This is a genomic window from Streptomyces turgidiscabies Car8 (assembly GCF_000331005.1).
Lineage (GTDB): Bacteria > Actinomycetota > Actinomycetes > Streptomycetales > Streptomycetaceae > Streptomyces > Streptomyces turgidiscabies.
This window is the reverse complement of the sequence record NZ_AEJB01000118.1, coordinates 1-25,994: the sequence shown is the minus strand read 5'-3', so window position 1 is coordinate 25,994 and position 25,994 is coordinate 1. Positions and strand designations below refer to the sequence as shown.

The 25,994-nt window shown below is 70.1% G+C and carries 24 protein-coding genes; 6 read left to right on the top strand and 18 right to left on the bottom strand.

The window, feature by feature from the left end; genetic code table 11:
• Positions 1-162 precede the first annotated feature (162 nt).
• The 3 genes from STRTUCAR8_RS07235 (at position 163) to STRTUCAR8_RS07225 (ending at position 3,479) form a co-directional block, all read left to right on the top strand.
• A complete protein-coding gene (locus STRTUCAR8_RS07235) occupies positions 163-2,751 on the top strand; it encodes a hypothetical protein (RefSeq protein ID WP_006374843.1) in 2,589 nt (862 codons plus the stop codon).
• A gap of 42 nt (positions 2,752-2,793) precedes the next feature.
• Positions 2,794-3,156 carry a hypothetical protein gene (locus STRTUCAR8_RS07230; RefSeq protein ID WP_044471779.1) on the top strand — a complete coding sequence of 121 codons (363 nt, stop codon included), beginning with the start codon at positions 2,794-2,796 and terminating at the stop codon, positions 3,154-3,156.
• Between the two features lie 128 nt (positions 3,157-3,284).
• Complete coding sequence (locus STRTUCAR8_RS07225; protein WP_006374853.1) at positions 3,285-3,479, top strand: DUF397 domain-containing protein; 195 nt, start codon at positions 3,285-3,287, stop codon at positions 3,477-3,479.
• A 70-nt stretch (positions 3,480-3,549) separates the two neighbouring features.
• Here the strand turns inward: STRTUCAR8_RS07225 and STRTUCAR8_RS52370 are convergent, their stop codons facing one another.
• The 17 genes from STRTUCAR8_RS52370 to STRTUCAR8_RS07140 form a co-directional block, all read right to left on the bottom strand.
• A complete protein-coding gene (locus STRTUCAR8_RS52370; RefSeq protein WP_006374846.1) occupies positions 3,550-3,714 on the bottom strand; it encodes a hypothetical protein in 165 nt (54 codons plus the stop codon).
• Positions 3,711-4,172, bottom strand: a complete 462-nt coding sequence (locus STRTUCAR8_RS07215) for a hypothetical protein (protein ID WP_006374848.1) — start codon at positions 4,170-4,172, stop codon at positions 3,711-3,713. The genes STRTUCAR8_RS52370 and STRTUCAR8_RS07215 overlap by 4 nt, the downstream gene beginning before the upstream one ends.
• Before the next feature lie 189 nt (positions 4,173-4,361).
• Complete coding sequence (locus tag STRTUCAR8_RS07210; protein ID WP_006374856.1) at positions 4,362-4,811, bottom strand: ALF repeat-containing protein; 450 nt, start codon at positions 4,809-4,811, stop codon at positions 4,362-4,364.
• Positions 4,812-4,921: 110 nt separating this feature from the next.
• Positions 4,922-6,007 carry a Rieske 2Fe-2S domain-containing protein gene (locus STRTUCAR8_RS07205; RefSeq protein WP_234372484.1) on the bottom strand — a complete coding sequence of 362 codons (1,086 nt, stop codon included), beginning with the start codon at positions 6,005-6,007 and terminating at the stop codon, positions 4,922-4,924.
• 20 nt (positions 6,008-6,027) lie between these two features.
• Positions 6,028-7,503: an AAA family ATPase gene (locus tag STRTUCAR8_RS07200; protein ID WP_006374866.1), complete on the bottom strand. Its 1,476-nt coding sequence runs from the start codon at positions 7,501-7,503 to the stop codon at positions 6,028-6,030.
• Positions 7,504-7,636: 133 nt separating this feature from the next.
• The gene (fabG, locus tag STRTUCAR8_RS07195; RefSeq protein ID WP_044471784.1) at positions 7,637-8,365 is read right to left on the bottom strand and encodes a 3-oxoacyl-ACP reductase FabG; all 729 of its coding nucleotides are present in this window, start codon (positions 8,363-8,365) and stop codon (positions 7,637-7,639) included.
• A gap of 90 nt (positions 8,366-8,455) precedes the next feature.
• On the bottom strand, positions 8,456-9,961 hold the full coding sequence (locus STRTUCAR8_RS07190) for an MFS transporter (protein WP_234372483.1): 1,506 nt from the start codon (positions 9,959-9,961) through the stop codon (positions 8,456-8,458).
• Positions 9,962-10,050: 89 nt separating this feature from the next.
• A complete protein-coding gene (locus tag STRTUCAR8_RS07185; RefSeq protein WP_044471783.1) occupies positions 10,051-10,980 on the bottom strand; it encodes an NAD-dependent epimerase/dehydratase family protein in 930 nt (309 codons plus the stop codon).
• Positions 10,981-10,985: 5 nt separating this feature from the next.
• Positions 10,986-11,594 carry a hypothetical protein gene (locus STRTUCAR8_RS07180; protein WP_006374859.1) on the bottom strand — a complete coding sequence of 203 codons (609 nt, stop codon included), beginning with the start codon at positions 11,592-11,594 and terminating at the stop codon, positions 10,986-10,988.
• Positions 11,591-13,342, bottom strand: coding sequence for a class I adenylate-forming enzyme family protein (locus STRTUCAR8_RS07175; protein WP_006374864.1), 1,752 nt, complete (start codon positions 13,340-13,342; stop codon positions 11,591-11,593). The genes STRTUCAR8_RS07180 and STRTUCAR8_RS07175 overlap by 4 nt, the downstream gene beginning before the upstream one ends.
• Positions 13,329-14,084 carry a hypothetical protein gene (locus STRTUCAR8_RS07170; RefSeq protein WP_006374855.1) on the bottom strand — a complete coding sequence of 252 codons (756 nt, stop codon included), beginning with the start codon at positions 14,082-14,084 and terminating at the stop codon, positions 13,329-13,331. Before STRTUCAR8_RS07170 ends, STRTUCAR8_RS07175 begins: the two co-directional genes overlap by 14 nt.
• Positions 14,081-15,334: a beta-ketoacyl-[acyl-carrier-protein] synthase family protein gene (locus STRTUCAR8_RS07165; protein WP_006374844.1), complete on the bottom strand. Its 1,254-nt coding sequence runs from the start codon at positions 15,332-15,334 to the stop codon at positions 14,081-14,083. The genes STRTUCAR8_RS07170 and STRTUCAR8_RS07165 overlap by 4 nt, the downstream gene beginning before the upstream one ends.
• Positions 15,324-15,611, bottom strand: a complete 288-nt coding sequence (locus STRTUCAR8_RS07160) for a hypothetical protein (RefSeq protein WP_006374858.1) — start codon at positions 15,609-15,611, stop codon at positions 15,324-15,326. The genes STRTUCAR8_RS07165 and STRTUCAR8_RS07160 overlap by 11 nt, the downstream gene beginning before the upstream one ends.
• Positions 15,608-15,883, bottom strand: a complete 276-nt coding sequence (locus STRTUCAR8_RS07155) for an acyl carrier protein (RefSeq protein ID WP_199791671.1) — start codon at positions 15,881-15,883, stop codon at positions 15,608-15,610. Before STRTUCAR8_RS07155 ends, STRTUCAR8_RS07160 begins: the two co-directional genes overlap by 4 nt.
• 135 nt (positions 15,884-16,018) lie before the next feature.
• Positions 16,019-17,407 (bottom strand): class I adenylate-forming enzyme family protein, encoded by a 1,389-nt coding sequence (locus STRTUCAR8_RS07150; RefSeq protein ID WP_006374865.1) that lies wholly within the window; start codon positions 17,405-17,407, stop codon positions 16,019-16,021.
• 6 nt (positions 17,408-17,413) lie between these two features.
• Positions 17,414-18,679 carry a 3-dehydroquinate synthase II family protein gene (locus STRTUCAR8_RS07145; protein WP_006374861.1) on the bottom strand — a complete coding sequence of 422 codons (1,266 nt, stop codon included), beginning with the start codon at positions 18,677-18,679 and terminating at the stop codon, positions 17,414-17,416.
• Positions 18,676-19,497 (bottom strand): 2-amino-3,7-dideoxy-D-threo-hept-6-ulosonate synthase, encoded by an 822-nt coding sequence (locus tag STRTUCAR8_RS07140; protein WP_078507136.1) that lies wholly within the window; start codon positions 19,495-19,497, stop codon positions 18,676-18,678. Before STRTUCAR8_RS07140 ends, STRTUCAR8_RS07145 begins: the two co-directional genes overlap by 4 nt.
• Positions 19,498-19,882: 385 nt before the next feature.
• On the opposite strand from STRTUCAR8_RS07140, the gene STRTUCAR8_RS07135 reads away from it, so the two are divergent.
• Positions 19,883-21,253, top strand: a complete 1,371-nt coding sequence (locus STRTUCAR8_RS07135; protein ID WP_006374845.1) for an MFS transporter — start codon at positions 19,883-19,885, stop codon at positions 21,251-21,253.
• Positions 21,254-21,512: 259 nt separating this feature from the next.
• The gene (locus tag STRTUCAR8_RS07130) at positions 21,513-22,034 is read left to right on the top strand and encodes a CAP domain-containing protein (RefSeq protein ID WP_234372482.1); all 522 of its coding nucleotides are present in this window, start codon (positions 21,513-21,515) and stop codon (positions 22,032-22,034) included.
• 70 nt (positions 22,035-22,104) lie between these two features.
• Here STRTUCAR8_RS07130 and STRTUCAR8_RS52365 read toward each other — a convergent pair whose 3' ends face one another.
• Positions 22,105-22,257 (bottom strand): hypothetical protein, encoded by a 153-nt coding sequence (locus tag STRTUCAR8_RS52365; protein WP_006374851.1) that lies wholly within the window; start codon positions 22,255-22,257, stop codon positions 22,105-22,107.
• Positions 22,258-22,530: 273 nt separating this feature from the next.
• Between STRTUCAR8_RS52365 and STRTUCAR8_RS07125 the strand changes: the two genes are divergently transcribed.
• Entirely contained in the window at positions 22,531-25,971 is a 3,441-nt protein-coding gene (locus STRTUCAR8_RS07125; protein ID WP_006374863.1) for a S8 family serine peptidase, read from the top strand.
• The last annotated feature ends 23 nt before the right edge of the window (positions 25,972-25,994 follow it).

The window sequence follows — 25,994 nt, the reverse complement described above, 5'->3', positions numbered from 1 at the left end:
GTGTCGCTGGTTCTCCCACTGGTTCTTACCGGATTCATGAGGGGAGAGGGCCCCGTACTCGGCAGGCGAGTCGACCGAAAAGGTTATTGTCCGACCGGTCACGTCCCAGTTCACCCGCTTCTCGCTTCCCCTCCTTCCCCGCTTCTCCGCTCCAGGAGCTTCATGCGCCGCCGTCCCCACCAGGTCTCGCTCTCCCTCACCGCGATGATGTCGGTCGTCGCGGGGCTGACGACCGCCGGCGTCGGACTCACCGGTCTCGCGGGCTCCGCCGCCTGGGCCGACAGTACGGCCGCGCTGCCGCTGTCCCAGTACGCGCACATGCTGGTCGACACCGCTCACCGGCACATCTTCTTCAGCCAGGGCGCGGGCTCGACCGGCATCGTGGTGACCGACCTGTCCGGCACCCCGGTGACGACGATCGCCGGCGAACAGGGCGCCACGGGCCTGGCCCTGTCGGCGGACGGCGGCACGCTCTACGCGGCCCTGACGGACGGTGACGCGCTGTCCGCGATCGACACGACGACGTTGACCGAGTCGACCCGCGTCCCGACCGGGACGGGCAGTGCGCCGGTCTCGGTGGCGGTGGCGGGTGGCAGGGTCTGGTACGGCTGCACGGACCCGGCGGCGGACGGCAAGGGTGTCATCGGTTCGGTGGACCCGACGGCCGCAACACCGACGGCAACTCCCCTGGCCAGTACGGTGAATTGGACGGTGGCGCCGCTTCTCGTCGCGGGCGGCGACGTGCTGGCCGCCGAGGAGCCGTTGCAGAGCCTCAGTCACGTGGCCACCTTCGACGTCTCGTCCGGGACGGCGACGACCAGGGCCAACTCGTTCGTCGGCGGCGGCACGGCGACGGGCCTCCAGGTGACGGCGGACGGCACCCAGCTTCTCCTCGCCGCCCCCCAGCAGCCGGCCCTCCAGGTGTACGACACCACGGACCTCCTCCCCGCCGCCCACCTCGTCTACTACACGGGCGGGGTGTACTCCGCCCCGAACTCGGTCGCCGTCGACTCGGACGGGACGGTCGCCGTGGGCTCGACAGCGGGCTCGGCCGCGGGCCTCTACGTGTACGCCGCTTCGAACCTCGCCGAGAACAAGGTCACCTTCCCGGCCGGCACCCTGGCCCCCGACGGCCTCAAGTGGGCGGCGGACGGCACGACGCTGTACGCGGTCACGAAGGACTCGACGGGCGCCTACTCGCTGCACGTGCTGAGCGACGCGAAGCTCACCGACACCGAACTGGCCCTCGCCGCACCGCTGTACGCGGTCCCGACCCAGCAGTTCCGGTTCACGGGAACCCTGAGTACGAATGGCTGGCTCCCGACGGGCGCGGCCCTTCAGGTGACCCGGGACGGCGAGTCCGTGCCCGACGCGACGGTCGCGAAGGACGGCACGTTCGCCGTCTCGGACACCCGTCAGGACGAGGGCGCCTACACGTACGAGGTGACCTATCCCGGCGACGCGACGCACCGCCCGGCGACCACCTCGCTGAGGGTGCGCGTCGCGAGGCTGCAAACGACGATCCCGTTCCCGGCCCTGACGTCGGCGAAGCCGGGCGCGATGGCGTTCACGGGCTCGCTGCAGACATCCCTGAACCAGGGCAGCCTGCCCCAGGGCACGACAGTCCAGGTCAGCAGGACGAACGAGGACACGCAGACGACGGCACAACTCCCGTCGGTCCAAGTGGACCCGGCGACAACGGAGTTCAAGGTCACGGACACCCCGGGGACGGCCGGCAGGTTCACCTATCACCTCTCCTACGCGGGCGACGCGACGCACGAGGCGACGTCCTCGGACGCGGCCGTCCAGGTCTCGCCGTACACCCCGGCCCTGACACTGAAGGCGCCCGCCACGGCGACACGCGCCGCCGCGCTGACGTTCACGGGTGCGCTGAGCGACGCCCCGTACACCGCCGGCGAGACGGTGACGGTGACGCGGACGGACGCGGGCCACACGTCAACGCCGGTGCGATGGACGTCCGTTGTGGGGACGGACGGCAAGGTGACCATCAAGGACACGCCGTCGGTCGGCGGCGCGAACACCTACACGGTCAGCTATCCGGGGGACGCCTCGCACCAGGCCGCGACGGCGTCGGCGATCGTTCAGGTGTCGCGGGTCGCGACGACGGTCTCCGTGGCGACGAACACGTCCACCTACACGTACGGGGCGACGGCGACGGTCACGGCTCACCTGGGCGCGACGTACGACAGCCGTACGGTGTCGATCTGGGCCACTCCTTCCGGCGGCACGAAGACACTGGTCAGGGCGGCGGCCGTGGACAGCGCCGGCAACCTGAGGACCACGTACAAGCTGACCCACAACACGACGTTCACAGCGTCCTTCGCGGGCGACTACCGCTACGCGCCGGCCTCGGCGGCACGGACGGTGAACGACCAGGTGAAGGTCACGACGACACTGGGCGGCTACTACGGCAACGTGACGTACAGCGGCGTTCCGTACCGCGTGTACCACCACACGGTGAAGCCCCAGGTGGCGGCCACGGTGACCCCGAACAAGTCGGGCCAGTGCTCGGTGTTCCAGGCCCAGGAGTACTACAGCGGCGCCTGGCACACCCTCACCACGTCACCCTGCTTCACACTGTCGTCGGCCGGCGTGGGTGCGACGCAGCTCAGCCTCACCAACGCGGTGAACCAGAAGTTCCGGGTGCGGGCGGAGTACGTGCGCAGCGCCAAGGACACCACGAACGTGAGCACTTGGGGCGGCTGGCTGTATCTGACGGTCAGGAACTGAGAGCGGCCTGAGGGGCGGGCGGCCATCGGGCAGGATGGCCTCATGACAAAGCTGTCCGAACGGTCGAGTTGTCGTGCGTCTGCTGGTTCGGTGCTGTCGTTGTGGTCGCAGGACTCCGTGCTGTCGATCGGCTCCGTGGGATCGGTCCTGTCCGTGGGGTCCGTCGGCTCGGCCCTGTCGGTCGGTTCGATCGGCAGTGCTCTGTCGGTCGGTTCGATCGGGTCGGCCCTGTCCCTCGTCTCGGCCGGGTCGTGGCTGAGCACGGGCTCGGTGCTCTCCGCCCAGTCACGGTGGTCGGTACTGTCCTGGCGTTCCTCGCGCGGCTTCCTGGCGATGGGAGCGGCGGCCGGCGGCGCTTTGCTGCTGGCCCAGCTGCTGTCGAAGGCGGACGGCGGCGCGAAGTGACGCTCTGAACCCCGGTCGCATCCACCACACGCGCCCCACAGCGTCCGTGGGGAATCTCTCCGCCGTACCCCTTCTGTTGGCCAGCTCTGGCTACCTTCGCCTCGCCCGGTCCGGTATGGGAGAGGTCCATGATCACGTCCTCCGATCCGGAGGGCCTGGACTGGATCAAGTCCTCCTACAGCAACAACGGCGGCAACTGTATAGAGGTCTCCGGTGACCTCCCTGGCGTTGTCCCCGTCCGTGACAGCAAGATCCCTCACGGGCCGATCCTGGTCGCTTCGGAGCCGGCTTGGGGCATCTTTGTGGAGCACATCAAGCACTGAGCCCGGAGCGGAAGAGGGCACCCCCAACCCTGCGGTCGGGGGTGCTTACCTGCCGGGGAAAACGACACTGTCAGAGCGGGTCCGTGCGTAGCGCCTCGTAGCAGCGCCGGGTGTTACCCGGGGCTTCGGAGCACAGGTCGCCCCAGCCCTTGGCCGCGTCGTTCGTGGCGAAACGGAGGCGCCATTCCTTGCCGATCGGCGGTGGTGCGACGTCGTCACCGCGTTTGGGGCTCACGGGGCGGGTACCTCGCCGTGGTCCTCGTCAGGGAGCGGGGTGGTCAGCTGCGCCGTCAGGCCGGGGTCCGCGAGGATTCTGGCGGTGGCGCGCCATTCGACTATGACTCGGTGCAGGTTGGTGTGCACGTCCAGTTCCACGGCGTCGTGCGTTGCGTTCACGAGGTCGACGACGAACTCGCGTACTTCCCCGGCCGACAGGTGACGGGTCCACGGGAAGACCTCGGGCAGGGCGAGCAGAATCGCCCGGGCTCCTTCGTCGCTGCCGATCAGGGCTGCGAACAACCGGGCAGTGACGGCTGCGGTTTCCTCGCGCTGCCGGTCGTGGCGCTCGGTGGTGAGGTACAGATCCTCGCCGTCGCGGCGAGTTACATGGACACGCTGGGCCCGTTCTACGGTCTCGGCAACCCTCTTGGAGTTCTTCGACAGGTCGGAGAACGAAACGGTGAGAGTGGACATAAGGGCAACTCACTTCGGAATATGTTCCGAAGTCAAGCCGGAGGTCGTCCTGGCGGCGGTCGCCGACTTCCCCTCGCTCGAAGCGGCTCGCGCGGGGGCCCGTCTCGGCGGCGTCATCTTCCGCCGCCTCTTCGTAGCTGACGTGTCAGGCCCCCGCGCTACAGATGTCGCCTGTCGGGACGGCCGGTTCTAGCGGTCGACCTCGTACTGGCCGACCTCGACGAAGTAGCGCAGCGTTTCCGGGGTGCCGTCGTTCAGGGCCGCGTTCGCTGCCGCGCGCAGGGCGGCGCTGGTGTTCGGATCGGCCAGTAGCCGCACGATGGTGAAGCGGTCGTCCTCGGCCTGGGCGAGGCGGTGACCGGTCTTGAGCCAGGCACGCATCTGGTCGACGGTGCCGTTGCTGAGGAGCTGGTTGGCCTCGCGGGTCACACGCTTGCCGCTGTCGGTGTCGCCCAGGATGCGGACGATCGCGATGCGCAGGTCGTCCGCGTCCATGTCGTCGTAGGGGGAGCCCGGGTCCGCCGCGGCCACGGCGGCTGTCGACGGCGTCGCGGCGTTGCCGACGGACGGTGTGGCGAGCAGTAACGCCGGAGCGAGGGCGACGGCGGTCAGGGCGAGGGTCGCACGGGTCAGTCTCAAGGAGTCAGCCACCTCTGTGTAGTTGTCGCGAAGTGCGACGGCAAGGCGACAATATGACAACGTTGACCTGGTCGAAGCAGTACCCGGATCATGCAGTCTTCACGGGGTCCTCATTGCCGACTCTCGACCTCGACCTCGCCCCCTCCCCCGGCCTCGGTCGGCAGGGACGGCTGGCGTGGTGCCGGGATCGTCACGTCCGACGGGTAGAACTGCGCGTACCAGCGCCGCAGGGCCCGTATGCCCTTCTCGTGGGGGAGCAGCACCGGGCGGGGCTGGTGGATCTTGTGGTCCCAGATCTCGACCTCCTCCCGAACCTCGCCCAGGGCTTCCGCGCGGAAGACGAGTTTGAGGAGGGGAGTCAGGAGCCGGAGCGGGAAGCGGGCGGGTTTGCGGACGTAGTACAGCATCCGGAGTTCGCTCGTGCGGTCGTCGACCGGGGTGGTGAGGGCGACGGCGGTCACCGACAGGACGGGGCCGTGGACGCGGACCACCATGACGCCCGGGCCGTACATGAACGCGTCGAAGGTGTTGTTGATGTCCCAGCGCAGGACGCGGCGGGCGATCCGGCCGCGGGCCTCGGCGAAGGGGCCGTCCTGGCTCCAGTCCTGGACGGGGGGTTCGCTCTGGCCGTGGATGAAGTGGAAGTGGGACTCGTCGACGATGTTCTCGCGCATCTCCTGGACGTGGATGCGCGCCCGGCAGGTGTCGTCGATCGGCGCGGCGTAGTCCTTGGACTCCGTCTCGGGCATCTCCGGCATCTCCCACGACGGCTCGCCAGGCCCGGCGTAGACGAGGACGAGTCCGCTGTGCTCGCGCACCGGGAATCCGCCGAGGGACACCTTGGGGGTGCGGGTGGCGAACGGTGCCTCCACGCACGCGCCGTCCGTACCGAACCGCCAGCCGTGGAACGGGCACACCACCGTCCCGTCCACGACCTTGCCACCGGCGCCGAGGTGCGCGCCGTAGTGGGGGCAGTGGGCGTCCCGTACGGTCGCCTGTCCGTCGGCGCCCCGGAAGGCGATGAGCGCGCGCCCGAAGTAGTGGAGGCTGACGACCTTCCCCGGCCGTAGTTCGGCGCTGCGGAGTACGGCGTACCAGCCGTACGGGACGATCGGCATCGGGTACTCGTCGGCACGGGGGTCGCGGGGGAGCGAACGTAGGACCGCGACACTGTCATGACTCCGCCAAAAGCGCATGAGCCGATGCTATGGGTGTTTCAGCTGCGGCTGTAGAGGGCCGCGAGGTTGATCAGGTGGACGCCGGCATCCGCTGCCGAGGAGCCGCGGGCCGTGCTGTTGAAGTCCGCTCCACTGAAGCAGATGAGCCGGGTGCCGCTCGTGTCGTAGCGACCGGCCTGGGTGATGAGGTCGCGGATGTGCCGGAGGCGGTCGATGTGGGCGATGCCCATGGTGTCGTTCCATTTGGCCTCGCCGATGGCCAGGAGCGGCGGCTTGGCGTGGCCGTCGGCGATACCGATGACCGCCACGTCGACCTCGTGGGTGGTACGGGTTTTCGGGTCATGGACCATGCCGTGTCCGACGCGAGCGGGTAGGCCTCCCAGGAGTTCGGGGTCGGCATGGTGCAGGGCCCACTCGCGGCAGACCTGCTCGAAGTGGGGGCCGAGTACGTTGCTGACGAAGCGCCGACGGCTGGCTTGCCAGACCCGTGCCGCACTGCCCGGGCGTTCGAGCTGGTCCCAGACCGGGCGCATGATCGCGTGGTGGAAGGCGATCAGTGGTTCGGCGATGCGGTAGGTGGGCCGGTTCTCACGGAAGGTGTCGGCGTCCCGGTGCAGGAGTCCTGCGTCCTCCAGGACGTTGATGGGGTGCGTGAGGTCGACGGCCTTGCGTTCCAGGTAGCCGGCCATGCCCCGGCGAGTGGAGTTGCCGTCGGCGACGGCGGCCAGGACGGACAGGTAAAGGGCGGTGTCGCGTAGGTCAGGTTCCTCCGCGAGCAGGTAGCGGGCCTCGCGGAAGAGGGGGGTCTCGGGGTTGAGGACGGTGCGGATCACCCAGTCGTCGAAATCCTCCGGGCCCTCGGGGGTGTCGCCACGGGCGAACTCGCGCCGGTAGGCGGGGGTGCCGCCGACGATCGCGTTCACCTTCATCGCCAGGTGGGGATCGGTGATGCCCCAGAACTCGGCGGCGAGCCGGTGGTCGAGCGGGCGGACGATCAGTTCCAGACCGGCCCGTCCGCGCAGGGATGCGTTGCCCGACAGCAGTCGGCCCATGAAGGGCAGTGCCGAGCCGCACAGGAGGAGTCGCGTGCGGGAGGCGGTGCGCTGGTCACGCAGGGTCCGCAACGCCTCCTGGATGATCGACGGCAGTTCGGGGTTGGCCTTGGCCAGGTAGGGAAACTCGTCGATCACCACAGGAACGGGCCGCTCTGAGCCGAGCGCGAGCAGCGCGTCGATGGCCTCCGCCCAGTCGGCGAAGTGGAACGGGCTGGCCGGGCGTACGTGGGCGGTCAGCGCGGTGCCGATCCGGCGAAGCGACTCGGCGTCGGTCGCCTCGGTCGCGCCGAAGTAGAACCCTCCGGTGGCGCGGCAGGCAGCGTCCAGCAGGAAGGTCTTGCCTTGACGGCGACGTCCGGAAACGACGCCGAGGGTCGCGCCGGGCTGCGGATCGGCGATGAACCGACTCAGCGCCGACCACTCGAAATCCCGGTCGAACATCTCGGCAGGCTTGTCCACCGGATCCCCAGAAAGTAAAAGTACGTTTTCATAAAGTGTACTTCTATATTCTGCAGCAGGCTGTTCGGCAGGTTGTGCAGCAGGCCGTACAGCGGACCGTCCGGCATGTTGCCCCCCTGTGCGGCCCGCCCCCTCAGTGCCCCAGCCCCGCGCCCCCGTCCACCGGGATCACCGCCCCGCGGACATACCCGGCGCCCGCCCCCGTCAGGAACGCCACCGCGTCCGCGACCTCGTCCGGGCGGGCGAGGCGGCCGGCCGGGGTGTGGCGGAGGAGGTCGCGGCGCTGGTCGGGGGTGAGGGCGGCGCTCATGTCCGTCTCCGTGAGGCCGGGGGACACCACGTTGCAGGTGATGTCCCGGGGGCCCAGTTCGCGGGTGAGGGAGCGGGCGAAGCCGATCAACCCGGCTTTCGACGCCGCGTAGTTGGTCTGGCCGGCGGAGCCGTGCAGGGCTGCCGTGGAGGAGACGAGGACGATACGGCCGTGGCCCTCCCGGAGCATGCCGCGCACCGCGCGCTGGGTGACCCGGAAGGCGCCGGTGAGGTTGGTGTCGATGACCGAGGTGAAGTCCGTCTCCGTCATCCGCACCAGCAGGCGGTCGTTCGAGGTGCCCGCGTTGGCCACCAGGACCGTCACCGGGCCGTGTGCCGCCTCGGCCTCACCGAAGGCACGGTCCACCTGCTGACTGTCCGTCACATCGCAGCGTACGGCCAGGAATCCCTCCGACTGCGACTCCGGCGGCTTGTCACCCCGGTAGGTCACGGCGACCCGGTCGCCCACTGCCGCGAGGCGGCGGGCTATGGCCAGCCCGATTCCCCTGGTCCCGCCGGTGACGAAGACCGAACGGGGCGTCGCCTGCGCCATCATGGCGTCGCTCTCCATGGTGCTCACTTCCTCTGCCCTTTCCACTGCCACTCCCACTCCCAGTTCCGCTCCCTCTTCTTCGGCCATGGGCTACGCGGATCCCGCCTTCGAGGGGACGGCGCCGCGAGGCTCCGGTGACGCCGGCCGGGTACGCAGCCCGACCACCGCCACCGCGAACCCGACGAGGGCCAGGGCGGCGATGGAGAGGGTTGCCGCGTACATCGCGTCGAGGAAGGCGCGGTCGGCCGTCGTCGCCAGTTCGGGCAGCCGGAGAGAACCGGCCAGGGCGCGGGCCGCCTCGGCCGAGGTACCGGCCTGTTCTGCTGCGGACGGCGACAACTCCCGTACGGAAGAAGGTAGTTCGGTGACGTCCGACATGCGTGACCGGTACACCCCGGAGAGGATCGAGCCCGCCAGTGCCACCCCCAGCGTGCCGCCCACCTGCCGGGTCACGCTGTTGAGGGCCGACCCGGCGCCCGCGAGATGCGGCGGCACCCCGCTCATCATCACGGCCGTGACCGGCGTACCGACCAGGCCCATGCCGAAGCCCTGGATCCCCAGCAGCGCGACGATGAGCCGGATCGGGGTACCGCCGTCCAGCCAGGCGTACGCCACGTACGTGACCGCCGTGGCCAGGACTCCCGCCGCCACCGTCCAACGGGCCGTCAGGCGGCGGCTCATCGCCGGGGACGCCTGGCTGCCCAGGACGATGCCGATCGCGGCGGCGATCATCACCAGTCCGGCGTCGGAGGGGGACAGACCACGGGGGCCCTGGAGATAGAAGGCCGCGTAGAAGAGATGGCCGGCCAGCGCCATGAACGCGATCAGCAGCACCACGCTCCCCGCCGCGAACCCCGGCTGTCTGAACAGCCGTACGTCCAGGCTGGGGGCCGGCGATCTGCGCTGAGCGGCGACGAACGCGGTCAGTGACGCGCCGCCCAGGAGGAGGGGGAGGAGGACGTGGGCGCCGTACCAGGTACGGCCGTTGCCCAGTTCGATGATCCCGTACACGATCCCGCCGAGGCCGGCGACCGAGAGGGCCAGTCCCGGCAGGTCGAGCTGTCTGCGCCTCGGCGCCTTCAACTCCGGTACCACCACTGCCACTCCGGCCATGCACAAGGCCACGATCGGCACGTTGACCAGGAACACCGAGCCCCACCAGAAGTTGCTGAGCAGCGCGCCGCCGACCACCGGGCCCACGGCCACCCCCAGGCCGCTGGACGAACTCCAGATCGCGATCGCCCGGGTACGTTTCTCCTCCGGGGTGCTCTGCACGATCACCGACAGCGTCGCCGGCATCAGCAGCGCGCTGCCCGCCCCCATCACGGCCCGCGCCACGATCAGCCAGCCGGGCGACGAGACGAACGCACCGGCTCCCGAGGCCGCGCCGAACAGACCCAGGCCCGCCAGAAGCGTGGTCCGGGGGCCGAAACGGTCGGCCAGCGCGCCGCCCGCGAACAGGGCGCCGGCGAAGACGAGGGTGTAGGCGCTCGCCACCCACTCCAACTCGGCCGGGGTCGCGCCCAGTCCGTCGACCGGATCGGCCAGGGTGGTGACGGCCACGTTGAGGACCGACGTGTCCAGCCAGATCAGCATCTGCGCGCAGACCACGACCAGGAGGACTGGCCACGACCGTCGAGAGGTGTTTCCTCCTCCTTCTCCTCCGCTGCTGTTGCTCGCTCTGCTCATTCCTGGCCCAGCCCGTCGCGCCAGCTCGGCCGCAGGGGCTTCCAGCCAAGCTCCGTACGCGCACGGGCATTTGACGCCCCGGACGCCGAGGTGAGCTGGTGGGCCATGAACCAGCCCAGCAGCCGGGGCGCCATCGCTGCCGGGATCGTACGAGGAGGAGGGGCGCCCAGCGCGTCGGCGAAGTGGGGCAACCACTGTGCGGCCGGGGCCGGTTCGTCGTCCGTGATGTGGAAGGCGCCGGTGACCCGTGACTCCACTGCCGCCACCGCCGCGCCCACGGCGTCCTCCACATGCAGGAACGAGGTGATCCCGGCCCCGCCCTCGGGCAGCGGCAACTTCCCGGCCAGCACCCGTTGCGCGGTCCCGCCGCCGGTACGGGCGTACGCCGTGCCGGGGCCGTACAGCGTCCCGTAGCGCAGCACCAACCCGCCCAATTCCCCTGCTGAGTCCAGTACTTGTGCCTCCAGCTCGGAGACCGCCCGTACGGTGGCCGCCCAGCCCGGGTCCGGGGCGTCCACGTACAGCGGGGCCGCCTCGTCGACGACCGTGTCTCCGGCCGGCGCGGCGGCGAAGGCGATGGACTGCGCGACCAGGCGCCCGGCACCGGCCGCGCGGGCCGCCGCGATCAGGTTGGCGGTGCCTTCGGTGCGGAGCCGGGCGGTCTGCGCGAAGGCCTCCGGCGGGTCGTCGCGCAACAGCCGCAGCGCCGACAGCTGATGGACGACCACATCGGGGCGTACGTCGGTCACGGCGCCCAACAGCGCTTCGCGGTCGAGGGCGTCGGCGATCACGATCGCGTCCGCTTCCGGAGCACGGGACCGGGACTCCTCCCGTACCAGCGCGATCGCTTGGTGACCCCGCGCCCGTAACGCGCCCACCAGCGGATGTCCGACCACTCCGGTGGCTCCGGCGACAAGTACCCGCATGGCCATCAGTCCTCCGTACCGTCGTGAAAGTCGCCCGTGCTGCCCGAGCCGTGTGTGCCGTCCGTGGCGTGCACAAGGGGTGTGCGTACTCGCATGAGCAGGCGGCACGCCTTGTCGCCGTCGCGCAGGCAGGTCTCGGCGCGGTTCTCGGTCAGGGTGACGCCGAGGCCTTCGGACCAGCCCGCGTGGATGTCTGTGCACGGACACCGGTAGCCGTCCAGGGAACCGGCCATCCGCACCATGGTCACGGCGAAGCTCCGGCGCAGGGTGAGGACGATCAGGCCGTGGTCCTCGGTGGTCTCCTCGACCTCCGTAGAGGCGTTGCGCAGTTCCGGTGGGAACATCCGGTCGCCGCAGTCGTCGTACCGGCGGCGCAGTTCCTCCAGGTCCTTGCGGGTGTCGCCGGTGTCGGGGAGCGGGCCGGAGAGGCGGCCGACGCGCTGTCCGACGTGGGTCGCGACCTTGCGCAGCGCTTCGGCGTTGAGCTCGTTCGCGGCCTCCTGCCCGAACCGGCTCGCCACCCCCTGGTACCAGTTCGCGTCGTGCTGCCACCACAACCGGTAGGCCTCGCTCGCCCTGGCGCGGTGGTTGACGTCCTCGGTGCCGGTGCTCATCGCTGCTCCTCGACGGAGGAAGCGGCGAGGCGGTCGCGCATCACTCGCTTCAGAACCTTGCCGGTGGCGCCTTTGGCGACGTCGTCGGGCTTCATGCGCAGGGCGCGGGAGACAGGGGGGAATCCGGCGGACTTGAGGACTGTGTTGACCCGGTCGGTCAACTCCCCGTCGGTCAACGCGACTTCCTTCAGCTCCCCTCCCGTCAGCTCCCCTCCCGTCACCTCCCCTTCGGTGAGTTGGAGTAGTGCGTAGGCGTGCGCCACTCCGTCGCCGTCCCAGTCCGCGCGTACGCCGTCGTCGGCGACTCCGACGACCGTGCAGTCCGCCAGTTCGGGCAGTTCGCGCAGGAGCAGTTCCTCGGTGCGGGTGCTGAAGACGACTCCGGCGCGGGTGCGGATGGCGTCCGGGGCGCGGTCGAGGTGGTAGAAGTTGCCGTCCTCGTCCTGGTGGGCGAGGTCGCCGGTGAGCCAGTAGCCGCCGAGGCGCATTCGGTTCCAGGTCAGCGAGTCGTTCCAGTAACCGGGCGTGAGAGTGGGGGACTTGAGGCCGAGGCGGCCGATCTCGCCGGGCGGTAGCGGGGTGCCGTCCTCGGCGAGTACGGCGGCCTCCGCGAAGCTGATCGGTCTGCCGACGCAGCGCGAGTAGGCCGAGGTGTCCTTGGTGTGCCGGTTGTGGAAGACGGAGTAGCCGGCCTCGGAGGAGCCGAGCCCGTCGACGAAGACGGAGCCGTCGACGCGGGTGCGCCGCAGGTCCTTGCCGATCGTCTGGTGGCTGCCGTGCCGCACGAGGGCCCGGATGTGCGCCTCGTGGGCAGCGTCTCCGGTGTTGAACCACACCTGCACGCTGGACAGGTCGCGGGCCGAGAGGTCCTCGGCGGCCATCTCGCCGAAGGTAGCTGCGAAGGCCAGGACCGTGGTGGGCCTGAACTCCTCGATGGCGTCCAGTACTTGGGTGCCGCGCTGGCTGGAGAGGAGCTTGATGTCGGTCCGGAGGAGGAGGCAGTAGAGCAGCGTGGCGACCATCGCGTTGTGGGCGCCCGGCAGGCCGACCAGGGTGCGTTCCATGTCGGTGCCGGTGGAGTAGCGCAGGCGGTGCAACTGCGCGTACATCAGCGTCCGGTGGGTGTGCGGAACTCCCTTGGGCATACCGGTGGTTCCGGACGAGTGCGAGATGAGCACCGGGTCGGTGGGGTCGTGACGGTAGGGGTGGGAGGCCGGGAGCGAGGCCCGGTGCTCGGGGCGGATGTCGGCGGCGGTCGCGCAGAAGCGGAGACCCCCGGGGGAAGAGGACGCCGGATCCGAGGCTGGTTCTGGCTTCGGCTCCGGCGCCAGTACGTCGTGGTGCTCGGGGTCCGTGAAGGCACCTACGGCGCCCTGCCGTCGTACGTACTCCCGCGCGATGTCGGGCGGCAGATTGCCGTTGACGAACGAGGGGATCGCGCCGAGGGAGGTCAGCGCCAGGAAGTTCACCGCGAACTCGGCGCTGGAGTGGGAGTGGAGGGCAACCGGGTCGCGGGGGCGAACACCCTGGGCGGCGTACCAGCCCGCGTAGGTCTCGACGGTCTCCTGCAACTCCCCGAGGGTGAGCTTGGTGGGGTAACTGCCGTCAGGTGCCTGCCAGTTGCCGTCCGTCCGCAGGACGACCTCGTCGCGTGGACGGTCGTACGCCGCCAGCCTGGCCAGGACGTTACCGGCGCCCAGTTCGGTGTCGGAGCAGATCCGGGCCCGCTCCTGCCTACTGATGAGCATGGGTGTGGGTCTCCGTCTCGGTACTTGGTCCGGCCTCGGTACGTGGCTCGGCGTGGGCGGTGGCCAGCTCGAACAGGCTCTGGATGCTGCCGGGTCGAGGGGCCACGCCGGTTGCCCTGATCGACACCTGCGCCCCGGCCGCGTCGTCCGGTCGGCCGAGGAGTACCGCCGCCGCCAGGCCCGCGGACGCGGGGAGGGCCGGGTCAGGACGCCCGCTGTCCGCGGCCAGTTCGCGGTGGACGGCAGCCACGCGTCCGCCGCCGCCGAGCTCCACGGCCAGCACGAGGACCCGGTCGAGTTCCGGTTCCTCCAGCAACAGGTCGGCCATGGTGAGGAGTTCGGCCAGCGGGTCGTCGAGGGTGGAGAGGCTGAACATCTGGCCGGTGATCCCGAACTCCCGACTCATGTGCCCCAGCACGGAGTTGGCGGTGGCCTGCATGAACAGCAGCGGGCTGAGGACCCGCCGGGACACCACGCGCCGACTGGCCAGGTCCGCGGTGGTGGTGTCACCCATCAGGCTGGCCAGCGCCACGGCGGTACGGTCGCCGTCCCCGGGGCGCGCGGTCAGACACCTGCTGCTGACCTCGTACGCCAGCGGACTGAACGCCGACTCGACGAAGCCGGGCAGCTTGGGGAGGGCGATGTCGTCGTCCCGGCCGGTGTCGTGGGTGGCCGTCGCGGCGGCGAGGACGGAGAGGGAGGAGCGGGACGAACGGAGCGTGGTCACGTCGGTCGGGGTCACGGCCGCTCCAGGACGAGTGCGGTGTTGGCGCCCCCGAAGGCGGCGTTGATGGTGAGGGCCCGGCGCACGTCGGCGGGGCGCGGGTCGTTCGGCACGTAGTCGAGGTCGCACTCCGGATCGGGGCTGCCGTATCCGGCGGTCGGCGGGAGTACGCCGTCCAGCAGGGCCAGCATCGTGATCACGAACTCCACGACACCCGCGGCTTCCAGAAGGTGGCCGGTGGTGGACTTTGTCGAGCTGACCGGTATCGACTCGGCGTGCTTCGGGAAGGCGGCGCGCAGGCCCCTGGTCTCGGCGCCGTCGTTGTACTTGGTGCCGGTGCCATGGGCGTTGACGTAGTCGAGGGACGCTCCGTCCGGATCCCCGGCCCGCCGCAACGCCTGTTGTGCGGCCCGGGCGAGGCCGGCGCCCTGCGGGTGAGGCTGGGCGATGTGATGGGCGTCGGTGGCGGCGCCCCATCCGATGACCGACGCGAGCGGCCGGGCACCGCGACGCCGGGCGTGCTCGGCGGACTCCAGCACGACGGCGGCGACACCGTCGCCCAGCAGCAGCCCGGTCCGCTCGGCACTGAACGGCCGCACCATGCCGTCCCGCGACAACGCCCGCCCGGAGTCGAACTTCCCGAAGGTCTCCTCCTCGACCAGATACCCACCCGCACAGACGGCGACGTCGATCCGCCCCGAGGAGATCAGCCGGCAGGCATGAATGATCGCGGCCGCGGACGCGACACAGGCATTGGTGAACGTGACCCGAGACCCGGCCAACCCCAGCTCCCCGGCCAACAAGTCGGCAAGCCGAGCGGGCACGGCATCGGCGAGGCGTGCCCCTTCAGGGGCGCGGGGAACCGCGCGACCAGCCACAACGGACCCGCGCCCGACGTACGACGACTCGCCCGGGACGAAATCCCCGGCGCCCAGCCAATACCGGGTGACGCTCCGATGATCCCCGGCCACCCCCAGAATCACCGCCGCCTCCACACCCACCCCGAGCCCGGCCATAGCCAGCGCAGCACCCCCGCAGCGGCCGAGCGCGTCCCGCAACGCCCACCCCTCGACGGAGTCGCCCGCGTCGACCACCTCGACCTCGTCCGGCGCCGCCGCGGCGACCGCCGTCCGGTACGGCCTCGTGTCGAACCGCGTCGTGGGCCGGAACGCCGGCACCCCCGCGAACACCCCCCGCCGCAACGCCTCCGCACCCTCACCGAACGCGGTCCGCACCCCGTATCCGGTCACCGTCACTTCACGCGTCATCCCGGGCGCCCCCCTTCCGGGCGGTACGCAGGTGTTCGGTGCGCAGATACGCGGTGAGCCGCCGGAGGGAGGTCAGCCCGGCGATGTCCTCGTCGGTGGGCTCGACGACCAGGCCGTACCGCTCCTCCACCACATGCAGCAGCCACACCAACCCGAGGGAGTCCAGGACCAGTTCGGCGTCCTCCCCGAGGTCGTCGGGCAGCCCCGGGAAGACCTTGCGGTCCGACAGGAGCTCCCGTACGGAGTCGCTGGTGAGGTCGGTGGCACTCGTACTCATGCCTTCGCACCGCGTCGGACGACGTCGGCGACGAGCCCGCCGAGGGTCAGGGTGGCCAGGGGTTCGATGTCGGTGTCGGGGATCTCGACACCGAACCGGGACTCCAGGCGCAGGGTGAGTTCGATCAGGCTCAGGGAGTCGACATCCAGCCCGCCGACGGTCACCGGGCTGTCGTCCGTGATGCCGTCGCGGCTCAGCAGGATGTTCATCTCGTCGATGACCGACGTCAGGACGAACTCGCGGATCTCGTCTTCCAGAATCGACGTACTCATGATCACTTTCTCCAGTGGGGAAGTCGAGCGCCCTTGATTAGGGGCGCGAGGCTGTATCGATGTGCGGCTCCGCCGCGTGGGCGCGACAAGCCACAAGGGGCCCGCAGACGAAGATCAACCGGCGATGGCCCCGCCCTACCCGGCGGAGCGCAACGTCGCGGCCTGCCGCACCAACTTGCCGTTGGACGTGCGCGGCAGCGCGTCCAGCAGCCGGATCACCCGGGGCACCTTGTAGTCGGCCAGCCGCTCCCGGCACCAGCGCGACAGGTCCTCGGCGGAGGGGCGTTCGACGCCGGCCGTGATCGCGACGTACGCCTCGGTCACGTCCTCGTGGACCAGGACCGCCTGTTCGACGGCCGGATGCTCGCGGAGTACGTTCTCCACCTCGGTGAGGTCGACCTTGAGGCCGCCGATGACGACGAGGGAGTCGGCACGCCCCCGCACCACCACCGCGCCGGTGGCGTCCAGCGTGGCCCGGTCCCGGGTGTGCAGCCAGCCGTCCGTGTACTGGGTGCCGCCGGAGTCGAAGAGGTACGGCGACTCGTCGAGGGCGACGTCCAGTTCGCCCCGCGTCACCCGGATCGACACACCCGGCGCCGCCCGGCCGACCGAGGGGCGCAGCGTGCCGCCGACGTCGATGGCGACGATGCCGGTCTCCGTGGTCCCGTACGCCTCGCCGACCTCGACGCCGTACCGCTGCGCGAACCGGGCGGCGACCTGCGGGGGCATGATCTCGCCGCCCGACAGCGCGAGCCGCAGGTCGGGCAGCGCGGGGGGATCGCCGGCGGCGGCGAGCAGTTCGTAGTGCGTCGGTACGCCGAACAGGGCGGTGATCCGGTGCTCCAGCGCGGTCCGCAGGATGTCGCGGGCGGACACGCGGGGCGCGAAGACGACGGAGACACCGGCGGCGAGGGAGTACAGCAGCCCGCCGATCAGGCCGAAACTGTGTGCCGTCGAACTGAGCAGCAGCAGCCGGTCGCCCTCGGCCGGCATACCCGGGACCCCGGTGAACCGGTCCACCTCGGCGCCGAGCGACCGGGCACTTCTGCCGATGACTTTCGGCCGTCCGGTCGAGCCCGAGCTGAACTGGACGAGGCGGTGCCCGGTGGTGGCCGCCGATCCGGTTCTGCGCCGCTCGGTGACGACCTCGTACTCGGAGCGGAAGCCGAACGTGGCCCGGGCGTTGGAACCGGCGCTGACCATGAACTGCGGCCGGCAGGTCTCGCAGAGCGCCGCCACCTCGGGCGGTTTGAGCCGGAAGTCGAAGAGCAGCACCTGCGCGCCGAGCCGCCACAGGGCGAGCAGCACCTCGATCTGGGTGAAACTGGGCGGGGTCCGCAGCCCGACGGTGCTGCCCGGCCCGATCCCGTACCCGGCGAAGACGGCGGCCTGCTTGGTCACCCGCTCCCGTAATTCGCCGCGCGTGACAGTCTCCTGTTGGTGGGTCAGATACGGCAGCCGGTCGTCGTGCGCGTCGAACAGCCGTCCCACCAGCGGGGCGAGATCTGATTCGGGTTCGCCCATCGGACCTCAGACCTCCTTGCAGAACTCGCCGATGGGCAGCCCCACATGGCGCTTGTCGGCGGCCAGATAGCCGAGCAGCTCGTCGCCGGTCCGCAACTCGGTGACGTTGAGGACCTTGCCGCCGGGGCCGAGCACCCGCACATGCCAGTCGTCCTGCACGGTCAGGCTGACCAGCCGGCCGTCCTCGGCGTGGGTACGGATCTCCAGGAGCGGCCGGGATTCGAGTTTCGCCCGGCCGACGACGACCCGCCGGGTGCGTCCGTCGGCGCCGACGGCGAGCAGCGCGCTGCCCGAACCGACCTCGCTGAGGTAGCTGGTGCGGTTGTCGGGGCCGAGTGTGTACGAGTGCAGGGCACCCGCGTTGACCCGGAAGGGGCGGGTCGGCATGTAGGGCAGGGGGTGGGTCTCGCTGCAGCACAGCACGAACCCGGAGGAGTAGGAGCCGACGAGGATGCCCTCGTCCTCCTCGAAGTGCGAGCAGGTGTCCACGCAGACCCGGTCGCCGAGTCCGACGTGCCGGATGCTCTCCACGGTCAGGGTGGACAGCTCCAGTTGGGGTGTCGTCGCCTCCAACAGCCTGGCCAGGGCGAACACCTCGTCGGCGCTGCGGGGCGTGAAGAGGATGCCGTCCGAGCCGCGCTCCAGCACGTCGAAGACGATGGCCGCCTCCTCCAGGCCGTCGACGACCGTCACGAGCTTGCCCTCGGCGGACTCGGCGGCGGCGAGCACGATCTCCAGGGGGATCTTGGTCGGGTCGGCGAAGTGGATGACCGTGTACGGCAGCACCATGGCGCCCGCGCACGACAGCTGCAGGGTGCGGTCGTCCCGTACGTCGATGAACCCGGAGACGGGCGTGCCACCGGCGCCACCACTGCCACCAGCGCCACCGGGACGGGTGCCGGCGCGGTGCTCGGCGGCGAGCGCGTCCAGCTCGTCCTGGGTGCCGAACTTCCGCAGGAGCACGTCGAACGCGGTGCCGGCCGGTGAACTGCCGCTCCCGGCAGGGGGCTTGGCGTCCTTGTCCGAGGCCTTCGCCTCCTTCGCCGCCTCTCTCGCCTCCTTCACGTCCTTGTCGCCGGGCTTCTTCACGCCGGCCGGGAACGGGCCGTCACCGCCGCCGACCAGCACCCGCGTGACCGTCGGGGGCAGGGTCCCGAGCAACTCGGCGTCGGCGGCCACGACTCCGGCCATCCGGGCGTGGATTGCCGCGTCCACCACCGCCTGGAGCTGCGGACGGGGGACTTCTCGCAGGTCGATCCAAGCGAACCTCATGCCACTCCTGCCACGATCGTCGAGTAGTTGGCCATGCGCATACCGTGCGAGAGATCGGTGTTGCCGCCGTGCACGACCGCCGAGAGACGGGAGACGAGTGCGGCGGGCGTGGGGGAGGAGAAGATCCGGCGCCCGACGGCCAGGCCCCGGCAGCCGGCGGCCATCACGGCGGTGCCGTACTCGACGAGGTCGGAGCCGTCCGGTGGACCGCCGGCCGCGAGGACGGGGATGGGGCTGTTCGCCACCACCTCGGCCATACGCTCGACCGGCAGGGCGACGGAGGTCTTCACCAGGTCCGCGCCCAGGTCGGCGGCGACATTGGCCAGGTGGGAGAGCAGGGCCGGATCACGTGGGTCCTCGATCCGGGGGCCGCGCGGATACACCATCGCGATCAGCGGCATGCCCCACGCGTCGCAGGAGCGGGCCACCGCCCCGAGATCCGCCAGCTGCTGTGCCTCGGTGTCGGAGCCGATGTTCACATGGACGCTGACCGCGTCCGCGCCGAGCGTCAGCGCCTCCTCGACATCCGAGACCAGCACCTTGGCGTGGACGTCGGCGGAGCAGGCGGTACTGGCGCTCAGGTGCACGACCAGCGCGCAGCTCCGCAGGATGTCCGGCGCGAAGGAACGGGCGCGCCCCTTGTGGACGATGATCCCGTCGGCGCCGCCGGAGACGAGTGCGCGCAGCAGGTCGTCCCACTTGTCGGCGGGGACGATCGGACCGTCCGAGACGCTGTGGTCGAGGGGGACGAGCAGATGCCGGTCGTCACCCGCGAGTGAAAGTCTCCTCAAGCGTAATTGCTTGCCGGTTTTCAGCATGGGTAATGAGCCCTCCCAGCCCGGAGGCGCATTCCAGAAAGCCAAAACCGCGACATTCTGCTGCGATTCTCCGTGTCCGAAAATCGATGGTTGTAAAACTTTCAAGTTAAGCGATCACGAGCATTCACGTGTGACTGGCGGTTGGCAAGGTGTGACCGTCGACAAATTTTTATACGGTTTGCGGTATGAATATTGACAGGGGATTGACAGGTTGCGTGGGGTTGACGTGGCCTGGGCGTACGGTTCGTGCACTCTATGCGCGTTGGGGCGTTCTGCCCTTCCTGTCTCCGCATCTGTAGCTCTATTGAATGGGCTCCTTGTCGAAATTGAATTTCGATGATTAGGGTGACTCCTCTCCCCACTCAGGACCTGGAAGTGACCCCCCATGCCTGAATTACCGCTCAAAACCGCCGACCCACGGACGGCGAGTACGGCGAAATCCGAGGCTCCCCGGGTCGCCATGGCGAGCCTGGTCGGCACGACGATCGAGTACTACGACTTCGCCGTGTACGGCACCGCCTCCGCGCTCGTCCTCGGCCCCGCCTTCTTCCCCTCCGGCAACGCGACCCTGTCGTCCATGGCCGCGTTCCTCACCTTCGCCGCCGCCTTCCTGTCCCGCCCCCTCGGCGTCGTCCTGTTCGGCACGATCGGCGACCGGCTGGGCCGAAGACAGGCCCTGGTCATCTCGCTGCTGCTGATGGGCGTCGCCACGGTCGGCGTCGGCCTGCTGCCCACGTACGAGACCGCCGGACTCCTCGCCCCCGTACTGCTGGTGACACTCCGTCTGCTCCAGGGCGTCAGCATGGGCGGCGAGTGGGGCGGCGCGGTGCTGCTCGCCGCCGAACACGCGCCCCCCGGCCGGCGCGCCCTCTACGCGTCCATCCCCCAGGCGGGCCCCTCGCTCGGCTTCCTCCTGTCCACCGCGGTCATCCTGCCCACCCTGAACATCGTGGGCATGGACGGTTTCACCGACTGGGCGTGGCGCGTCCCGTTCCTGCTCAGCACCGTCCTCGTCGTGGTCGGCCTGTGGGTGCGTACGACGGTCTCCGAGTCCCCGGTCTTCAGGTCCGCGGTACGGAAACAGGAGCAAGCGCAAGCGCAGGGACCGAGGTCGGGATCGGGATCCGATGCGCTGTCGTCGACCCGGTTCCCGCTGGGGGCGATCCTCAGGCAGTACCCCGGCCGGCTGCTGCTCGGCACCGGCGCGGCGATCGGCGGCTCGGCCGTCTACTACCTGACGATCGTCTACAGCCTCTCGTACGGCCCGCAGGAACTCGGCATCCCCCGGAACACGATGCTGACCGCCGCGAGCATCGGCGCGGCGGCCGGAATCGCCGTCACCCTCCCGGTCGCCCGGCTGTCCGACCGGATCGGCCGCCGTCCGCTGATGCTGGCCGGTGCCGCCGGCTGTGTGGTGTGGGCGGTGCCCATGTACGCCTCCCTGAGCTCACGCGACGGGCTGGTGATCACCGGCGCCTACACGATCGGCCTGATGCTCCTCGCGCTGATGTTCTCCCCGGTGGCGGCCTTCCTCCCGGAGCTGTTCCCGGCCCGGCTGCGCTACACCGGCGCCTCCGCCGCCTTCATCCTCGCCAACACCCTCGGCGGCGGTTTCGCCCCGTCCATCGCCACCTGGCTGAACAGCCACTGGGAGTCCCCGCTGGTCCTCGGCTTCTACACCGGCGGCCTCTGCCTGGTGAGCCTCCTGTGCCTGCTGGCGCTGCCGGAGACCCGGGATCACGAATTCGACATCTGACATCTGACATCGCGTCTCCGGCGGCCCGGTCGGTGCGATATCGGTGGCCAAACACAGTAGTGGAGACCAATCCGGAATTACCGTCGCCGAGCGGCCCGCACAGTGGGTGCCCTAGTCTGTGCCGACGGGAGGAATCGAGTGCGAAGTGTCAAGTGCTCTCCGATTCGTTCCCGGTCAAGCGCAGTCAAGCTCGGTCAAGGAGTCCTGAATGGCCACTCGCCGTGATATACCTCCGTCCGCGCGATACGGTTTAGTAATCGTGTCTCTGGGGTTGATGACCGCCGGGGGCGCGATATCCGCCCCGGTGGCATCGGCCGCCTATTCGACCGCACCGGCTGCCGCACCGGCCGTCGCACCGGTCGGCGCGGAGGCGATGACGGCGCTGGAGAAACAGGCGTTGGTCCATGTCAACGCGCTACGGACCGCCCACGGCTGCGCCGCACTGGTGATCGACAGGGGCCTGGAGAAAGCCGCCCACGGATATGCGGCCGAGATGGTGCGGACCCACAACTTCTCGCACACCTCGGCGAGCGGAAAGAGCCCCGGCGACCGGGCCAGGGACGCCGGATACACCCGGGGCGGCGTCGGCGAGAACATAGCGATGGGGTTCCGGGGCGACCCCGACGGCGTCGTCAACGACGCGGACTACGGGTGGATGAGCAGTTCCGGGCATCGGGAGAACATTCTCGACTGCGACTACACCAGAACCGGTATGGGATACGCGGCCGGGAACATCGACCCGCACTATGCCGACGGTTCCTGGGTACAGGTATTCGGCTGACGCCGATGTGAGGCAGCCGGGCCGCCGATGCCTCGTGCGTGCGGTGGCCGGCCTCGCTGAGTACGCCATCTCAGTGGCCCCCGATCCCCGCTGCCGAGGCGAGCCACTGCGCGCCGATCAGCGCGGCCAGGGCCAGCATCGTCACCCGCGTCAGATGGTGGTTCGTCCGCGCTCCGCGCGACTGTGCCTTCGTCATGGCCGACTCGCTCTCCGTCCGTGTCACCTCGCGCACCTTCGCGGTGCCCCGCAGCCCACTCTCCTGCCCGAACGGGCAGCACCGCCTCGGCCGAACGGCCGGAACCCGAGGACCGAAACCGCCTCTGGACTGGCCGAACGGTGGAGGAGGGGGTTCTGGACGGAGCCGGTGACGGGCCTGTCCCCCCGAAGCGACCCGGATTTTCTTCCAACCTGAGGGCACTCCCGTTCGTCTCTGGGCGCGAGCCGTCGGCAGAACCTGCGACGGCCGAGTCCAGCTGCCGAAGTGTCAGGAGTTCAGGTGGAGTTACGCGCGAGACCAACACGTGCGGTCGTGGCGGCGGGGGTGGCCTCCACGGCCCTTCTGCTGGCCGGTGTCCCGGGCGCGGAAGCCCAGGACGCGAGCGGTGTCAGTACCGTCACCACGGTCGATGCGGCCAAGTCGGCCAAGTCGGCCAAGCCGTCCGGTTCCGCCGAGGTGGTGAAGACGGTGACCCTCGTCACCGGCGACCGGGTCATGGTGGACGGCGCCGGAAAGGTCACCGGCGTGACCCGGGCCGAGGGCCGGGAGAAGGTGCCGTTCTCCGTCCGGGTGGTCGCCGGGCACACCCGGGTCGTACCCGGCGATGCCGAACTGCTGCTGGCACAGGGCAAGTTGGACGTCCGGCTGTTCGACGTGACCCAGCTGGTGGCGGACGGCTACGACGACGCCGGCCGTGCCGACGTACCGCTCATCGCCACCTTCCGGGGGAAGAGGACGCCCTCGATGACCCCGTTCACCGGGGCTGGGGCGAAGGTCGGCCGGGCGTTGCCGATGGTCAACGGCAAGGTGCTGCGGCCCGCGAAGAAGCGCGGCGCCGACTTCTGGAACGCGGTGACCGGCACCGGCCAAAAGGCCGACGACGCAACGGAGTTCATCGCCTCCACCGCCGTCGAGGAGCTGTGGCTCGACGGCAGGCGCAAGGCGAGCCTCGACAAGAGCGTGCCGCAGATCGGCGCGCCCACCGCCTGGGCCGCCGGTTACGACGGCACCGGCGTCAAGGTCGCCGTGCTGGACACCGGCATCGACACGACCCACCCGGACGTCGCGAGCCAGGTGATCGCCGAGCAGGACTTCAGCGGTTCCTCCTCCGGCACCACCGACAAGTTCGGCCACGGCACGCACGTGGCGTCCATCACGGCCGGTACGGGTGCCAGGGACGCGGGGAAGTACAAGGGCGTCGCCCCGGGTGCCAAGCTCCTGAACGGCAAGGTCCTGAACGACGACGGTTTCGGCATGGACTCCGGGATCATCGCGGGCATGGAGTGGGCGGTGGCGCAGGGTGCCGCCGTCGTCAACCTCAGCCTCGGCGGCGAGGACATGCCCGGTATCGACCCGCTGGAGGAGACGGTCAACCGGCTCTCCGCCGAGAGCGGCGCCCTCTTCGTCATCGCGGCCGGCAACGAGGGCGAGGGCGGTGAGAGCACCGTCGGCTCGCCGGGCAGCGCGGACGCCGCGCTCACCGTCGGCTCGGTCGACAAGTCCGACGTCCTCGCCGACTCCTCCAGTCGCGGTCCGCGGGTCGGTGACGGCGGGGTCAAGCCCGACCTGACCGCGCCCGGCGTCGACATCACCGCAGCCTCGGCCGCCGGCAGTCTCCTGTCGCAGTGGTACCCCTCCGACATACCCGGGTACCTCACCATCAGCGGCACCTCCATGGCGACCCCGCATGTCGCGGGCGCCGCCGCCATCCTCGCCCAGCAGCATCCCGACTGGACCGGCGAGCGCATCAAGGCGGTCCTCACCGGCTCCACCGAGCCGGGCTCGTACAGCTCCTTCCAGCAGGGCACCGGGCGCACCGACCTGGTCCGGGCGCTGGACCAGAGCGTGATCACCGAGCAGCGGCCGCTCGACTTCGGTCTCCAGCAGTGGCCGCACGGCGACGACACCCCGGCGACCAAGCAGGTGACGTACCGCAACCTCGGTACGGAGCCGGTCACCCTGGACCTGTCCGTCGACGCCCTCTCGGTGGACGGCAAGCCCGCAGCCGAAGGCATGTTCGCCGTGTCACCGGGGCGGATCACCGTCCCGGCGGGCGGAGAGGCGAGCGCCTCCGTCACCGCCGACACCCGCGCGGGCAGCACCGACGGCTCCTTCGGCGGCTCGGTGGCCGCTGTCTCGGCCGACGGCAAGGTGCGGGTGCGTACCGCTGTCGGCGTGGAGCGCGAGGTGGAGTCGTACAGCCTCACCCTCAAGCACCTCGACGAGAACGGTGAGCCGACCGGCGACGCCGCCACCTCCGTCGCGGACTACGACGGCGACTTCTACGCGTCCTACGCCGACGAGCAGGACGGCGAACTCACGGTGCGGCTGCCCAAGGGCGACTACACCCTCAGCGGAGTGATCCACCCGTCCTTGGACTCCGCCACCCACGCCGTCCTGGTGCAGCCGAAGCTGACCCTCGACAAGGACACCACCTTCACGGTCGACGCCCGGCAGGCTCGGCCGGTGGCCATCACCGTGCCCGACGCGGCGGCCAGGAACACCGAAGCCACCGCCTACTTCAGCTACGACCGGGGCGAGGGCCTGCGCCCGGGCAACATGATGTTCCTCCTGCCGACCTTCGAGGGCACGGGATTCGGACAGCTCGGACCCGACTTCTCCGCCGACCAGGCGTACGCCGTGTTCGCCGGCGACTGGACCCGCGAGGACGCCGCCGGCCGGCCGGTCACCTACCACCTGGGCTGGAACCGCCCCGGCGACCTGGACGGCTTCGCCGCCGAGGTGAGACGCAAGCAGCTCGCCAAGGTGGACCTCCAGGTGGGCGTACCCGTCGAGGGCAGGCACGTCCAGGTCGAGGTGTCTCCGCACACCCCCGACGGAAAGCTGATCTTCAGCGCCGACGACCTGCGCGGCGATCTGCCCCTGCGCACCACGGACTACGTCCTCGACAACGGCGTCAAGTGGTCCTTCCGCGCCTGGCAGATGAGGGGCGTCGGCGACGACAAGGTCTCCGAGGCCTTCCAGATGCGGATGCCGAGGACCTGGCAGGCCGGCCGGAACTACACCGAGCGCTTCAACGTCGGTGTCTTCGGCCCGGTCATGCCCGCCGCCTCGGACGCCGGACCGGAGCAGGGATTCCCCGGAGTCGTGCGGTACGGCGACGTCATCAGGGCCTACGTGCCGCTGTTCGGCGACGGCGCCGGGCACTGGGGCATCACCGACTACACGTCGGTGAGCGGCAGACTGGAGGCGGACGGCAAGGAGATCGCCGACGAGTACGGCATCTCGCCGACCGACGACGTCACCGAGTACAAGGTGCCGGCCAAGGACACCACGTACAAGCTGACGGTCGACAACTCCCGTGACCCCGCCGTGTATCCGGTCTCCACCCGCGTCCAGGCCGAGTGGACCTTCCGCTCCGCCACCACCCCCGAGGACGAGAACACCAGGCTGCCGCTGTCGGTGGTCCGCTTCTCGCCCGAGCTGAGCCTGTCCAGCACGGCGAAGGCCGGAAAGCGGTTCACGGTGCCCTTCACCGTCGAGGGCGCGGCGGCCGGACAGCGTCCCGCCGAGCTCGCCTTCGAGGTCTCGTACGACGACGGCGCCACCTGGCAGCACGCCAAGGCCGTCGGCGGTACGCACCTGGCGCTGACCCACCCGGCCGCGGCGGGCTCCGTCTCGCTGCGGGCGAAGCTGACCGACCGGGCCGGCAACACGCTGGTCCAGACGATCGAGCGCGCCTACCTCACCACCAAGTAACCCTCCGGAGATTCCGGTCGAGT